The sequence below is a fragment of the Streptococcus infantis genome (assembly GCF_047464215.1).
GTDB lineage: Bacteria > Bacillota > Bacilli > Lactobacillales > Streptococcaceae > Streptococcus > Streptococcus infantis_P.
The window spans coordinates 1-13295 of the sequence record NZ_JASHCG010000014.1; the positions used below are offsets into that span (position 1 = coordinate 1).

At 42.5% G+C, this 13295-nt stretch carries 10 protein-coding genes, 17 tRNA genes and 1 rRNA gene; 24 read left to right on the plus strand and 4 right to left on the minus strand.

Going from position 1 to position 13295, the window contains the following annotated elements:
• Positions 1 to 41: 41 nt before the first annotated feature.
• The 18 genes from rrf (at position 42) to QM469_RS08250 (ending at position 1657) form a co-directional block, all read left to right on the plus strand.
• Positions 42 to 157 (plus strand): 5S ribosomal RNA (gene rrf, locus QM469_RS08165).
• 4 nt (positions 158 to 161) lie between these two features.
• A tRNA-Val gene (locus tag QM469_RS08170) sits at positions 162 to 234 on the plus strand.
• A 2-nt stretch (positions 235 to 236) separates the two neighbouring features.
• Positions 237 to 309: transfer RNA gene (locus tag QM469_RS08175), tRNA-Asp, on the plus strand.
• Between the two features lie 24 nt (positions 310 to 333).
• Positions 334 to 406 (plus strand) — tRNA-Lys (locus tag QM469_RS08180).
• Positions 407 to 411: 5 nt separating this feature from the next.
• Positions 412 to 493 (plus strand) — tRNA-Leu (locus tag QM469_RS08185).
• Positions 494 to 505: 12 nt separating this feature from the next.
• A tRNA-Thr gene (locus tag QM469_RS08190) sits at positions 506 to 578 on the plus strand.
• Positions 579 to 605: 27 nt separating this feature from the next.
• Positions 606 to 677 (plus strand) — tRNA-Gly (locus QM469_RS08195).
• A gap of 7 nt (positions 678 to 684) precedes the next feature.
• Positions 685 to 770, plus strand: a tRNA-Leu gene (locus tag QM469_RS08200).
• An 8-nt stretch (positions 771 to 778) separates the two neighbouring features.
• Positions 779 to 852 (plus strand) — tRNA-Arg (locus tag QM469_RS08205).
• A gap of 16 nt (positions 853 to 868) precedes the next feature.
• Positions 869 to 942: transfer RNA gene (locus tag QM469_RS08210), tRNA-Pro, on the plus strand.
• Between the two features lie 5 nt (positions 943 to 947).
• Positions 948 to 1021 (plus strand) — tRNA-Met (locus tag QM469_RS08215).
• A gap of 13 nt (positions 1022 to 1034) precedes the next feature.
• A tRNA-Ile gene (locus QM469_RS08220) sits at positions 1035 to 1108 on the plus strand.
• Between the two features lie 11 nt (positions 1109 to 1119).
• Positions 1120 to 1209 (plus strand) — tRNA-Ser (locus QM469_RS08225).
• Positions 1210 to 1219: 10 nt separating this feature from the next.
• Positions 1220 to 1293 (plus strand) — tRNA-Met (locus QM469_RS08230).
• 3 nt (positions 1294 to 1296) lie between these two features.
• Positions 1297 to 1369, plus strand: a tRNA-Phe gene (locus QM469_RS08235).
• A 13-nt stretch (positions 1370 to 1382) separates the two neighbouring features.
• Positions 1383 to 1453 (plus strand) — tRNA-Gly (locus QM469_RS08240).
• A gap of 36 nt (positions 1454 to 1489) precedes the next feature.
• Positions 1490 to 1563: transfer RNA gene (locus QM469_RS08245), tRNA-Ile, on the plus strand.
• Between the two features lie 6 nt (positions 1564 to 1569).
• Positions 1570 to 1657 (plus strand) — tRNA-Ser (locus QM469_RS08250).
• Positions 1658 to 1880: 223 nt separating this feature from the next.
• Here QM469_RS08250 and QM469_RS08255 read toward each other — a convergent pair.
• The 4 genes from QM469_RS08255 to QM469_RS08270 form a co-directional block, all read right to left on the minus strand.
• Positions 1881 to 3083, minus strand: a complete 1203-nt coding sequence (locus QM469_RS08255) for an IS110 family transposase (protein ID WP_414276538.1) — start codon at positions 3081 to 3083, stop codon at positions 1881 to 1883.
• A 490-nt stretch (positions 3084 to 3573) separates the two neighbouring features.
• Complete coding sequence (locus QM469_RS08260) at positions 3574 to 4305, minus strand: hypothetical protein (RefSeq protein WP_248035511.1); 732 nt, start codon at positions 4303 to 4305, stop codon at positions 3574 to 3576.
• Positions 4306 to 4320: 15 nt separating this feature from the next.
• Positions 4321 to 5016, minus strand: a complete 696-nt coding sequence (locus QM469_RS08265; RefSeq protein ID WP_000173159.1) for an ABC transporter ATP-binding protein — start codon at positions 5014 to 5016, stop codon at positions 4321 to 4323.
• Positions 5017 to 5019: 3 nt separating this feature from the next.
• Positions 5020 to 5385: a GntR family transcriptional regulator gene (locus QM469_RS08270; protein ID WP_000119157.1), complete on the minus strand. Its 366-nt coding sequence runs from the start codon at positions 5383 to 5385 to the stop codon at positions 5020 to 5022.
• 139 nt (positions 5386 to 5524) lie between these two features.
• Here QM469_RS08270 and nrdR point away from each other — a divergent pair, with 139 nt between their 5' ends.
• The 6 genes from nrdR (at position 5525) to secA (ending at position 13253) form a co-directional block, all read left to right on the plus strand.
• On the plus strand, positions 5525 to 5998 hold the full coding sequence (nrdR, locus tag QM469_RS08275) for a transcriptional regulator NrdR (protein WP_001203674.1): 474 nt from the start codon (positions 5525 to 5527) through the stop codon (positions 5996 to 5998).
• A complete protein-coding gene (locus QM469_RS08280; protein WP_414276537.1) occupies positions 5999 to 7165 on the plus strand; it encodes a DnaD domain protein in 1167 nt (388 codons plus the stop codon).
• Complete coding sequence (dnaI, locus tag QM469_RS08285) at positions 7166 to 8062, plus strand: primosomal protein DnaI (RefSeq protein ID WP_223140149.1); 897 nt, start codon at positions 7166 to 7168, stop codon at positions 8060 to 8062.
• A complete protein-coding gene (locus tag QM469_RS08290; RefSeq protein WP_414276536.1) occupies positions 8059 to 8772 on the plus strand; it encodes an NADPH-dependent oxidoreductase in 714 nt (237 codons plus the stop codon). The genes dnaI and QM469_RS08290 overlap by 4 nt, the downstream gene beginning before the upstream one ends.
• 13 nt (positions 8773 to 8785) lie before the next feature.
• Complete coding sequence (gene der / locus QM469_RS08295; RefSeq protein ID WP_414276535.1) at positions 8786 to 10096, plus strand: ribosome biogenesis GTPase Der; 1311 nt, start codon at positions 8786 to 8788, stop codon at positions 10094 to 10096.
• Positions 10097 to 10739: 643 nt separating this feature from the next.
• On the plus strand, positions 10740 to 13253 hold the full coding sequence (gene secA, locus QM469_RS08300) for a preprotein translocase subunit SecA (protein WP_414276534.1): 2514 nt from the start codon (positions 10740 to 10742) through the stop codon (positions 13251 to 13253).
• Positions 13254 to 13295: the final 42 nt, after the last annotated feature.

Here is a 13295-nt window from a genome sequence, read left to right on the forward strand (position 1 = left end):
AATTTGATAGATATTCAATTTTGAGTAGGTATTACTCAAAGTTAAGTGACGATAGCCTAGGAGATACACCTGTACCCATGCCGAACACAGAAGTTAAGCCCTAGAACGCCGGAAGTAGTTGGGGGTTGCCCCCTGTGAGATAAGGAAGTCGCTTAGCTAAAGGGAGTTTAGCTCAGCTGGGAGAGCATCTGCCTTACAAGCAGAGGGTCAGCGGTTCGATCCCGTTAACTCCCATAGGTCCCGTAGTGTAGCGGTTATCACGTCGCCCTGTCACGGCGAAGATCGCGGGTTCGATTCCCGTCGGGACCGTTTAAGATAACGTAAGTTATTTTAGACTCGTTAGCTCAGTTGGTAGAGCAATTGACTTTTAATCAATGGGTCACTGGTTCGAGCCCAGTACGGGTCATCATTGCGGGTTTGGCGGAATTGGCAGACGCACCAGATTTAGGATCTGGCGCTTAACGGCGTGGGGGTTCAAGTCCCTTAACCCGCATAATAGAAATAAGCCGGCTTAGCTCAGTTGGTAGAGCATCTGATTTGTAATCAGAGGGTCGCGTGTTCAAGTCATGTAGCCGGCATTTTTTTAATATAACCAAGAGGTCGATGCGAACGTAGTTCAGTGGTAGAACACCACCTTGCCAAGGTGGGGGTCGCGGGTTCGAATCCCGTCGTTCGCTTAGAGAGGCCGGGGTGGCGGAACTGGCAGACGCACAGGACTTAAAATCCTGCGATTGGTAACGATCGTACCGGTTCGATCCCGGTCCTCGGCATATAATGAGCACCCTTAGCTCAACTGGATAGAGTACCTGACTACGAATCAGGCGGTTAGAGGTTCGACTCCTCTAGGGTGCATTTTTTCTATTTAACTCGGGAAGTAGCTCAGCTTGGTAGAGTACTTGGTTTGGGACCAAGGTGTCGCAGGTTCGAATCCTGTCTTCCCGATTGATGGCGGTGTAGCTCAGCTGGCTAGAGCGTCCGGTTCATACCCGGGAGGTCGGGGGTTCGATCCCCTTCGCCGCTATAATGATCTTGTTGGACCTTTAGCTCAGCTGGTTAGAGCTCTCGGCTCATAACCGAGTGGTCGTAGGTTCAAGTCCTACAAGGTCCATTAAATACTATGGAGGATTACCCAAGTCCGGCTGAAGGGAACGGTCTTGAAAACCGTCAGGCGTGTAAAAGCGTGCGTGGGTTCGAATCCCACATCCTCCTTTATTATTAACGCGGGATGGAGCAGCTCGGTAGCTCGTCGGGCTCATAACCCGAAGGTCGTAGGTTCAAATCCTGCTCCCGCAATAAGGCTCGGTAGCTCAGTTGGTAGAGCAATGGATTGAAGCTCCATGTGTCGGCGGTTCGATTCCGTCTCGCGCCATATTTGTTTTTATGCGGGTGTAGTTTAGTGGTAAAACTACAGCCTTCCAAGCTGTTGTCGCGAGTTCGATTCTCGTCACCCGCTTTGAACATTTAGTTCATTTACCAAGTTATTTAACTTGGGCGCGTAGCTCAGGTGGTTAGAGCGCACGCCTGATAAGCGTGAGGTCGGTGGTTCGAGTCCACTCGTGCCCATTAATAGGAGAATTACTCAAGAGGCTGAAGAGGACGGTTTGCTAAATCGTTAGGTCGGGTAACTGGCGCAAGGGTTCGAATCCCTTATTCTCCGTAGTTGAAGAGCTTAAAAGCTCTTTTTTTGACTTTAAAAGGCTCTTTTCTACCATTTGTCAAGTATATCAAGGGCCTTAAGCAAAAAAAGAGATAAGACAGTAGCTATTCTGAGGTTACTGTCTTATTTTTACCACTTATTGATCCATAAAAGTGCATGCTAAAAAACACCTCATCTGGTATTTTTTGAAACAAGGTGTTATAATAATACGGCATAGATGACCTTATCGATTTTGGGTCAAAGAGTAATCGTAAAGTTTGTTATGCGTAATGAGGTAATACATTGTTCGAATGAGACGATGTATAGAGGCAATCGCATGTGGCTTGGTTGAAGCTATTGTCGATTGTCTTTTTCGTTTCTCATAAAAGTCGGCGATATGGCAGGGATTGGTATGACTGGCTGAAGCGATGTTATGAATGCACTTGAACAAGATTTTTCTGGCATAGGGATTACCTCGCTTAGTAATGTGTTTCTTGGCGAGAAAGTTCCCAGATTCATAGTGTCTCAGGTCAATGCCAATAAAAGCGTTGATTTGATTGGTAGACTGAAAGCGCCGAATATCTCCCAATTCGCCAGTGATAGATGTCGCTGTGGTTTCTGCGATGCCAGGAATTGATCGTAAGATGTCATACTCTGGTAAAGGCTGAGCTAGAGCTACCATGTCGTCTAAGACAACCTGTCTGTGCTCAGAAAGACGAAGCAATTCTTGAGCATAGTAACGAACCTCTTCAAGCATTGGGGAGATTTTCTTGACCGCACAAAAAGATTGTTTAGCGAGTTTTATAAGTTTATCAGTCAGATAAGCAATACGCTTTTCAGAGATTCGTTTGGAGGTAGATTGACGGATAATCTTACACAATTCATTTTGAGATAGGTTTAATACAAACTCTTTGCATGGAAAAGCCATCACTAAATTCCAATATTGCTCTCCAGTTGGTGTGGATAAGAGATTTTCCAATTCAGGAAAGGTGACTTGTAAGACCTTGTGTAGACGGTTTTTAGCTCTAACAATGTCTTCTGTAAGATTTTGATAGAAACGGCTTAAATCACGCAGGTGTTGATAAACTTCTTCCTGCGCATAAGTTGGTTTACGATTGAGTATAAACTGAGAATGAGCCAACTTTTCAGCGTCAATTTTGTCTGTTTTACGAACTCGCAGACTGTCCAGTTGCTTCTTAGCTTCCAGAGAATTCAGCTGTGTATAAGCGTAGCCGTATTCCTCAAGAAAGGCTTGAAGACGCCGAGAATAGACACCAGTAGCTTCAAATATAATCTCAGGGTTATGAATAGTTTTCAAGTCATTCAAAAGACGATTGAAGCCAATGGCGTCATTGAGCATAGTGTATCCATGAATCTTTTCACCGTTGACTAAAATTGCCACCTCAGAACTTGCCTTACTCACATCAATCCCAAATACTGTACGCATGATATTACCTCTTTTGTCTTGAATAATTCCGTGTTTTAGTGATTTTATTTTCAATACGCGACGTCTAGCGTCCCACATACTTTGATCAAATTCCACCTAAAATAGGTGTCTTGCCAGTTTGTCAAGCGACGTCTAGCGCCAAAGAGCCCTACGACTTTACAAGACACCTCTACTTTAACATAAAGAAAAAGTATTGAGTACTCTCTCCCGTCGGAGATTTTCTCACTACTAATCTTAGTATGTTTTCTACACAAAAATAGGTTCCATAATATCTATAGGGGATTTACCCACTACAAATATTATAGAGCCGATAATATGCGTTTGATCATAGACAGATCTATTTCATTTTTTACTATAGTTGATTGAAATAAGATATGAACAAAGAGGTTAGGAAAGTCAAATTAATTTTTAAAAATGTTTTAGAATCCATGACGTGCTACTCTAAGTTCAATCCACTATAAAATTAAGTTTTTAACTAGCCTCTGAATGATTACTGAAGATTAACCTTGTTTTTCAAGATGTAGTAGTTTCCGAGATAGAAGACTGCGATAAGGATTAGGTCTTTGAAGATTTCATAAGTAAGCATCATATTGTAATGGGTACCAAAGTTTAAGAAGAGATCACTGAATCCAAGGACAACATGAATGACAATATAGGCTAAAACTGCAAGAGCTGTACGGTATTCATTAAAGAGTTGTCCGATTGAGATTGCCAAGTAGATGCATAGTATGCCTGCTACAGTGCTGAGGATGAATGAAATCAGAGATAAGCTGATACTGTCTAGGTACTGTTGGAACAAGTCTTTAAAAGCAAGGAAATCAACAGAATTAGGCTCAATTATCACAAGAATGATATAAATGCTCAGAACCAATACTGCTGAACTGATCAGAGACCAAATGAAGGCCCCCAAGAGTTTGGCTAGGATAATCTGGTGTTCGGAAACTGGCAAGGTCAAAGTGAGATAACCTTGTCGGTCATAGACACTACCTTTGAAGCGACGGATGATCAAAATCAAGGTTGAAATCCCAAGCGTAATCATCAAGCCACCAAATACGAGTGCAAGAAAAACAAGTAGAATAGGTTGACTTTCTTTGATGGGTAGATTGTTATAGGTCTTTGCTTGAATTCCGATAAGACCAGAAAGTGCTAACACAGCACCATAGAGGGCTAAATACCATTTGTTAACATTTTTAAATTCATAACGAACTAAATTCCAAAACATAATAATCTCCTTTATCTAGGCTTTGAATTCGTGGCGGAAGAGCTGGTCGATAGACTCTCCAGACTCATAGCGAATATCATCAACATTTCCTTGACGGACGACTTTTCCATCCTTTAGGAAGATAATCTCATCCAAGATTGGTTCGATATCTGAAATCAAGTGAGTTGAAATCAAGACAGTCGAAGTTGGAGAGTAGTTGTTAATGATGGTGTTCAAGATATAGTCACGAGCTGCGGGGTCGACACCACCGATTGGTTCATCAAGGACATATAGACGAGCATCACGACTCATGACAAGAATCAACTGAACCTTTTCTTTGTTTCCTTTTGAGAGTTTCTTGAAACGGCTGTTCTCATCGATGCCAAGGTCACGAAGGAGACCTTGAGCACGTTCCAGATTAAAATCTTGGTAGAAGGTCTTGAAATAAGTGAGAGCTTCCTTGACTTTCATTTGCTCGTTTAGATAGGTCGTATCAGGCAGATAAGAAACAATCGCTTTAGTTGCTGGACTTGGTTCCATGCCATTAATAAGGATACGCCCTTCCTCTGGCTGTAGCAAGCCGTTGATTAGTTTAATCAAGGTTGTTTTTCCAGAACCGTTTGGGCCAAGGAGGCCAACGATTTTTCCAGCTGGAATTTCAAGGGAAACATTTGTAAGAGCAGGGCTTGCTCCATAGGATTTTGACACATTTTCAAATGCTAACAAGGTCATAGTTTAAACTCCTTCAATATAATCTCTCAAAACAGTCGGTAGTTCTTCTTTTTCATAGCCGAATTCTACCATGCCTGTTACAAACTGTTGCAGCTGTTCTTCTGACAGTTGCTTACGGGATTGGAGGATCAAGTCCAAATCCTCTGTGACAAAGCGTCCAGATGTTCGCTTGGTATAGACAAAGCCTTCTCTCTCCAAGTCCGATAGGGCGCGCTGGATGGTGTTGGGATTGACACCTGCCTCGCTAGCCAATTCTCTAACGGTTGGAAGCTGTTGATTGGGCTCGAGTTTATGGGAAATAATCTGCAATTTGATTTTCTCCATAATCTGCAAATAAATGGGTTTATTGTTATCAAATGTCCAAGACATCACGATCTCCTTTCTATTTACCTTTGTGTTAATTCAATAATACAACAAAACAAAAAACTTGTCAAGCCAAAAGGAGAATTATTTTGGGAATCTCTTAAAAAATGGTATAATGAAAAGAAAACGACAAGGAGGGAAAGGCATGCGTTGTCCAAAATGTGGCGCTACAAAATCAAGTGTGATCGATAGTCGCCAGGCTGAAGAAGGAAATACAATCAGAAGAAGACGTGAGTGTGAAGAGTGTCAGCATCGTTTTACAACCTATGAACGTGTTGAAGAGAGAACACTAGTTGTGGTCAAAAAAGATGGTACACGGGAACAATTTTCAAGAGATAAAATCTTTAACGGGATTATTCGTTCAGCCCAGAAACGTCCAGTGTCCAGTGATGAAATTGGCATGGTGGTCAATCGCATCGAACAAAAACTCCGTAGTCGCAATGAAAATGAAATTCAGAGTGAGGTTATTGGCTCTTTGGTTATGGAAGAGTTGGCAGAGTTAGATGAGATTACTTATGTACGTTTTGCCAGTGTTTACCGTAGCTTTAAGGATGTGAGTGAGCTTGAAAGCCTACTCCAGCAGATTACACAATCCTCTAAAAAGAAAAAGGAAAAATAAATGAAGCCAAATGACCGTTTTTCTTTTGTAAAGAATAATCGGGTGTCGCAAGATACCTCATCAATGGTGCAGTGCTACCTCCCGATTATCGGTCAGGAGGCGCTGAGCCTCTATCTTTATGCTGTGACTTTTTGGGATGGTGGTCAAAAAGAACATCTCTTTGCAGCCATGCTTAATCATCTGAATTTCGGGATGGATACCCTTTTAAAGGCTTTTAAAACTCTGACAGCCATGAAATTGGTGACCCTCTATCAGCAAGGGGAGACCTATAACTTGTTACTCCATTCTCCCTTATCAACTCAAGAATTTTTACAACATACAGTTTATCGGACCTTGTTAGAAAAAATGATTGGGGATAGTGCGGTTGCAGCCATGAGACAGGAAAGTGTTGAAGGGGAACCTATCTCGGTGGCCTTGAGTCAAATCTTTCCTCAGTTATCTGAGTTTGCGAGTCGAGAAACCTCTAGCAGTCAGCCTGCAGCAGATGATTTTGATTTGGAGCATTTCCGTCAGCTCATGGCTTGCGATGGTCTTCGTTTTCAAGATGAGACTTCGGATGTTTTGGCCTTGTTTGCAATAGCAGACGAGCAGAAGTGGACCTGGTTTGAGACTTATCAAGTAGCCAAAGCGACAGCAGTGTCGCAAGTGATTTCTGTCAAACGCATCCGTGAAAAGATAGCGCAAAAGCCTGTGACTTCTGACTTTAGTCCCAAGGAAGCAACCATTATCCGAGAGGCTAAGAGAAAGACAGCCTTGCAGTTCCTTGCTGAAATCAAGCAGACCCGCAAGGGAAATATTACCCAGACTGAACGGGACCTGCTCCAGCAGATGGCAGCCTTGGGCTTGTTGGATGAAGTGATCAATGTTATCTTGCTCCTAACCTTTAATAAGGTTGATTCGGCCAATATCAATGAAAAATACGCCATGAAGGTGGCTAATGACTACGCCTATCAAAATATTCGTAGTGCCGAGGAGGCTGTCCTCCGTATTCGTGAACGTGGCCAAAAAGCAAAAACGCAAAAGCAGAATCAGACTGCCCCAGTAAAAACTAATGTGCCTAAATGGAGCAATCCTGAATATAAGAATGAAACCAGCGAAGAAACTCGCTTAGAACTAGAACGTAAGAAAAAAGAAATGTTAGCTCGATTAGAAAAAGGAGGAGACTAGATGGAAAGTGTCGGAGACGTACTCAAGCGTCAACCAAGCCGATTTCAGTATCAGGATTTGGTCCAGCAAATTGTGAAAGACCCTGATGTTGCGGCCTTTATCCAGAAAGAATCTCTCAGTCAGGAGGAGTTGAACCGAAGTATTTCCAAGTTTAACCAATACATCACTGAGAGAGATAAGTTCCTCCGAGGAGATACAGACTATATCGCGCGTGGCTACAAGCCTATCCTAGTCATGAACCATGGCTATGCAGATGTCTCGTATGAAGAGACTCCGGAGCTCATCGCGGCAGAAAAAGAAGCGGCGATTAAAAACCGTCTCAAGCTAATCAATCTTCCAGCTAGTCTTAAAAAAGCTAGCCTAGCTCAAGTAGATTTAGATGATTTGGGGCGCTTGTCCGTTTTTGAAAAGCTCCTAGCCTTTGTGGAGCAATATCCAGCTATTCGGAAAGGTCTGTACTTATATGGAGACTTTGGTGTGGGTAAAAGTTTCATGGTGGCTGCCCTAGCCCATGATTTGTCTGAAAAACGTGGTGTTTCATCAACGCTCCTCCACTATCCTAGCTTTGTCATCGATGTCAAAAATGCCATTGGTGATGGCAATGTCAAGACCTTGGTGGATGAGATTAAGCTGGCTGAAGTCTTGATTTTAGATGATATTGGTGCCGAGCAATCAACAGCTTGGGTGCGTGACGAGATCTTGCAGGTCATTCTCCAATATCGCATGCAGGAAGATTTACCGACCTTTTTCACCTCCAACTTCAATTTTGAAGATTTGGAGAAGCATTTCGCTAAAGGGAAAAATGGAAATGACGAAACCTGGGAGGCCAGACGCGTCATGGAACGCATCCGTTATTTAGCAGAGGAAACAAGACTTGAAGGAGAAAACCGTCGATGACAGAAACAATCAAATTAATGAAGGCTCACACTTCAGTGCGTAGATTTAAAGAGCAAGAGATTCCTCAAGCAGACTTAAATGAGATTTTGACAGCTGCCCAAATGGCTTCTTCTTGGAAAAATTTTCAATCCTATTCTGTGATTGTAGTTAGAAGTCAAGAAAAGAAGGATGCCTTATTTGAGTTAGTTCCTCAGGAAGCGATTCGCCAGTCTGCAGCATTTTTACTTTTTGTTGGTGATCTAAACCGTGCAGAAAAAGGGGCTCGTCTCCATACGGATGTTTTCCAACCTCAAGGGGTGGAAGGACTCCTTATCACTTCGGTAGATGCGGCTTTGGCTGGACAAAATGCCTTGCTTGCGGCAGAAAGCTTAGGCTATGGTGGAGTGATTATCGGTTTGGTGCGTTACAAGTCTGTTGAGTTAGCAGAATTGTTCAAGCTTCCTGACTATACCTATCCAGTCTTTGGGATTGCACTCGGTGTGCCAAATCAACAGCATACTGTAAAACCAAGACTGCCACTAGAGAATGTTGTCTTTGAGGAAGAATACCAAGAACAGTCAACTGAGGCAATTGAAGCCTATGACCGTGTACAGACTGAATATGCAGGTGCGCGTGCGACTACAACTTGGAGTCAACGTTTAGCAGAGCAATTCGGCAATCCAGAACCAAGCTCGACTCGAGAAAATCTTGAGCAGAAGAAGTTATTGTAGAAAGTGAGAAAACATGGCCTTACCAACTGTTGCCATTGTAGGGCGTCCCAATGTTGGGAAATCAACCCTATTTAACCGTATCGCGGGAGAACGCATCTCAATCGTAGAAGATATTGAAGGTGTAACGCGAGATCGTATCTATGCCACAGGTGAGTGGCTCAATCGTTCTTTTAGTATGATTGATACTGGGGGAATTGATGATGTCGATGCGCCTTTCATGGAACAAATCAAGCACCAGGCAGAAATTGCCATGGAAGAAGCAGATGTTATCGTCTTTGTCGTGTCTGGTAAAGAAGGAATTACAGATGCGGACGAATACGTTGCCCGTAAACTTTATAAAACTCATAAACCAGTCATCCTAGCCGTTAACAAGGTTGACAATCCAGAGATGCGAAATGATATCTATGATTTCTATGCTCTTGGATTGGGCGAACCTCTACCAATCTCATCTGTTCACGGTATCGGGACAGGGGATGTACTGGATGCTATTGTGGAAAACCTCCCACATGAAGTTGAAGAAGAAAATCCAGATGTTATTAAATTCAGCTTGATTGGTCGTCCAAATGTTGGAAAATCTAGCTTGATTAATGCCATTTTGGGAGAAGATCGCGTCATTGCCAGCCCTGTCGCTGGTACCACTCGTGATGCCATTGACACCCATTTTACAGATGCTGAAGGCCAAGAGTTTACCATGATTGATACGGCTGGTATGCGTAAGTCAGGTAAAGTCTATGAAAATACTGAGAAATACTCGGTTATGCGTGCTATGCGTGCTATTGACCGTTCAGATGTAGTCTTGATGGTCCTCAATGCCGAGGAAGGTATTCGTGAGTATGACAAGCGTATCGCTGGATTTGCCCACGAAGCTGGTAAAGGGATGATTATCGTAGTCAACAAATGGGACACGCTTGAAAAAGACAACCACACCATGAAAAACTGGGAAGAGGATATCCGTGAGCAGTTCCAATACCTGCCTTACGCACCGATTATCTTTGTATCAGCCTTGACCAAGCAACGCCTCCACAAGTTGCCTGAGATGATTAAGCAAATCAGTGAGAGTCAAAATACCCGTATTCCATCAGCTGTCTTGAATGATGTGATTATGGATGCTATCGCCATCAATCCAACACCGACCGACAAAGGGAAACGCCTCAAGATTTTCTATGCGACTCAAGTGGCAACCAAACCACCAACCTTTGTCATCTTTGTCAACGAAGAAGAACTCATGCACTTCTCTTACCTACGTTTCTTGGAAAATCAAATCCGCAAGGCCTTTGTCTTTGAAGGAACACCGATTCACTTGATCGCAAGAAAACGGAAATAAAAAAGTAGAATCTGGAAGGATATTTCCAGATTTTTTGCTATAATAAAATAAGGAAAGCGTTGGAGAGGTAAGGAGATGGAAAAACTATTAAAATTCTTGATTTTGGCACCCTACTTTTACTTTTTTCGTTGGCAAGGGAAGGTACATCCAGGAAGTAGGTACTTTTCTGTCTTTTACTATTTTTATTGGTTTTATATGCCTCTAGCAGCCTTGTTTAGTCTAGTTTTCACTCTTTTTTCGCTAGTCTTATTTAACTTTATTTTACAAGAACCAAGGGATCTTGCTAGATGGGTGATTTGGCTACTTTTAGTCCTTTTATCCTTAGTCAATGACTGGAAAATCTATGCTTGTCTAAAATTTATGAATAAGCTGCGATTGGAGAAGAAAAAATCCAGTCTTCCTTGAAAGAAATAGGCGAGCTTGTATCTGATAGAAAATGATGGTCAATTTTTCATGGAAAAACTAGCTAGAAGCATTAATGAAGAAAACTAGCCTCGGAATAGGAATTTTAAGGGAACTAATCACCTTGGTTAGCCCTTTTTTCGTCCTAAGGGAAAACGGAATATTTCTTGAAAAAATTGGGCAAATATGCTACAATAAAAAGAACATTCTAAAATATTCAGAATTTAAAGTAAGGAAAAAAATGGCAAATTTACTAAAAACAATCATCGAAAATGATAAAGGAGAGATTCGTCGTCTGGAAAAGATGGCGGACAAAGTCCTAAAATATGAAGATGAAATGGCTGTATTAACAGACGAGCAATTGCAAGCAAAAACAGAAGAATTCAAACAACGCTACCAAAATGGTGAGACTCTTGACCAACTTTTGTATGAGGCGTTTGCTGTTGTACGCGAGGGAGCTAAGCGTGTTCTTGGTCTTTTCCCGTATAAGGTTCAGGTTATGGGGGGGATCGTTCTTCACCATGGTGACGTTCCTGAGATGCGTACTGGTGAGGGGAAAACCTTGACAGCGACTATGCCTGTATACCTCAATGCTCTTTCAGGTAAAGGGGTTCACGTAGTTACGGTCAATGAATACCTTTCTGAACGTGATGCGACTGAGATGGGTGAATTGTACTCATGGCTTGGCTTGTCAGTAGGGATCAACTTGGCGGCCAAATCTCCAATGGAGAAAAAAGAAGCCTATGAGTGTGATATCACTTACTCAACCAACTCAGAAATCGGATTTGACTACCTCCGTGATAACATGGTTGTCCGTGCGGAGAATATGGTTCAACGTCCGCTTAACTATGCCTTGGTTGATGAAGTTGACTCTATCTTGATTGACGAGGCCCGTACACCTTTGATCGTATCAGGAGCCAATGCAGTTGAAACCAGTCAACTCTACCATATGGCTGACCATTTTGTGAAGTCTTTGGATAAGGATGACTATATCATTGATATTCAGTCTAAGACTATTGGTCTATCAGATTCAGGGATTGACAAGGCCGAAAGCTACTTCAATCTAAGAAACCTTTACGACATTGAAAATGTTGCTCTGACTCACTTTATCGATAACGCCCTTCGTGCCAACTACATCATGCTTCTCGATATTGACTATGTAGTCAGCGAAGAGCAGGAAATCTTGATTGTCGACCAATTTACAGGTCGTACTATGGAAGGTCGTCGTTATTCTGATGGATTGCACCAAGCGATTGAAGCTAAAGAAGGTGTGCCAATCCAAGATGAAACCAAGACTTCAGCTTCTATCACCTACCAAAACCTCTTCCGTATGTACAAGAAGTTGTCCGGTATGACAGGTACTGGTAAGACTGAGGAAGAAGAATTCCGCGAAATCTACAATATTCGTGTTATTCCTATCCCAACAAACCGTCCAGTTCAACGTATTGACCATCCAGATGTACTTTATGCTAGTCTTGAAGCTAAGTTTAAGGCGGTTGTCGAAGACGTTAAGGATCGTTACCAAAAGGGTCAACCTGTCTTGGTAGGTACTGTTGCCGTTGAAACCAGTGATTATATTTCTAAGAAATTGGTAGCTGCAGGTGTTCCTCACGAAGTATTGAATGCCAAGAACCACTACAAAGAAGCTCAAATCATCATGAACGCTGGCCAGCGTGGTGCAGTTACAATCGCGACCAACATGGCCGGTCGTGGTACCGACATCAAACTTGGTGAAGGTGTTCGTGAACTTGGTGGACTTTGTGTCATCGGTACAGAACGTCATGAAAGCCGTCGTATCGATAACCAGCTTCGTGGACGTTCAGGACGTCAAGGGGATCCAGGGGAATCTCAATTCTACCTTTCTCTTGAAGATGATTTGATGAAACGTTTCGGTTCAGAGCGCTTGAAGGGTGTCTTTGAACGTCTCAATATGTCAGACGAAGCAATCAAATCTCGTATGTTGACACGTCAGGTTGAAGCAGCACAAAAACGTGTTGAAGGAAACAACTACGACACACGTAAACAAGTCCTTCAATACGATGATGTCATGCGTGAGCAACGTGAGATTATCTACTCACAACGTTACGATGTCATCACTGCTGATCGCGACTTGGCTCCTGAGATTCATGCAATGATTAAACGCACCATTAATCGTGTTGTTGATAATCATGCGCGTGCTAAACAAGATGAAAAACTAGAAGCTATCTTGAATTTTGCAAGATACAACTTGCTTCCAGAAGATTCAATTTCACTTTCAGACCTAGAAGGTTTGTCAGACCAAGCGATCAAAGATGAACTTTACCAACGTGCCTTGAAAGTCTACGATAGCCAAGTTGCTAAGCTTCGTGATGAGGAAGCTGTTAAAGAATTCCAAAAAGTCTTGATTCTACGTGTTGTAGATAACAAGTGGACAGACCATATCGATGCTCTTGATCAGTTGCGAAATGCTGTTGGTCTCCGTGGTTATGCTCAGAATAACCCAGTCGTTGAGTATCAAGCAGAAGGTTTCCGCATGTTTAATGATATGATTGGTTCCATTGAGTTTGATGTGACTCGTTTGATGATGAAAGCACAAATTCATGAACAAGAGCGTCCACAAGCAGAGCGTCATATCAGTACGACAGCAACTCGTAATATTGCTGCGCAACAGACTGAGCTTCCTGCAGATTTGGATCTTAGCCAAGTTAAGCGTAACGACTTGTGCCCATGTGGTTCTGGTAAGAAATTTAAAAACTGTCATGGTAAACGACATTAAGAATGACTAATTTTCAGGCGGATGCCTAGTGAAAAGTGAATT

Excerpts from the sequence above, each read along its gene's own strand:
- QM469_RS08280 (WP_414276537.1), top strand. The coding sequence starts at position 5,999 with ATGAAGCCAAATGACCGTTTTTCTTTTGTAAAGAATAATCGGGTGTCG.
- secA (WP_414276534.1), top strand. The coding sequence starts at position 10,740 with ATGGCAAATTTACTAAAAACAATCATCGAAAATGATAAAGGAGAGATT.
- QM469_RS08255 (WP_414276538.1), bottom strand. The coding sequence starts at position 3,083 with ATGCGTACAGTATTTGGGATTGATGTGAGTAAGGCAAGTTCTGAGGTG.
- QM469_RS08265 (WP_000173159.1), bottom strand. The coding sequence starts at position 5,016 with ATGACCTTGTTAGCATTTGAAAATGTGTCAAAATCCTATGGAGCAAGC.
- der (WP_414276535.1), top strand. The coding sequence starts at position 8,786 with ATGGCCTTACCAACTGTTGCCATTGTAGGGCGTCCCAATGTTGGGAAA.
- QM469_RS08290 (WP_414276536.1), top strand. The coding sequence starts at position 8,059 with ATGACAGAAACAATCAAATTAATGAAGGCTCACACTTCAGTGCGTAGA.
- QM469_RS08270 (WP_000119157.1), bottom strand. The coding sequence starts at position 5,385 with ATGTCTTGGACATTTGATAACAATAAACCCATTTATTTGCAGATTATG.
- QM469_RS08260 (WP_248035511.1), bottom strand. The coding sequence starts at position 4,305 with ATGTTTTGGAATTTAGTTCGTTATGAATTTAAAAATGTTAACAAATGG.
- dnaI (WP_223140149.1), top strand. The coding sequence starts at position 7,166 with ATGGAAAGTGTCGGAGACGTACTCAAGCGTCAACCAAGCCGATTTCAG.
- nrdR (WP_001203674.1), top strand. The coding sequence starts at position 5,525 with ATGCGTTGTCCAAAATGTGGCGCTACAAAATCAAGTGTGATCGATAGT.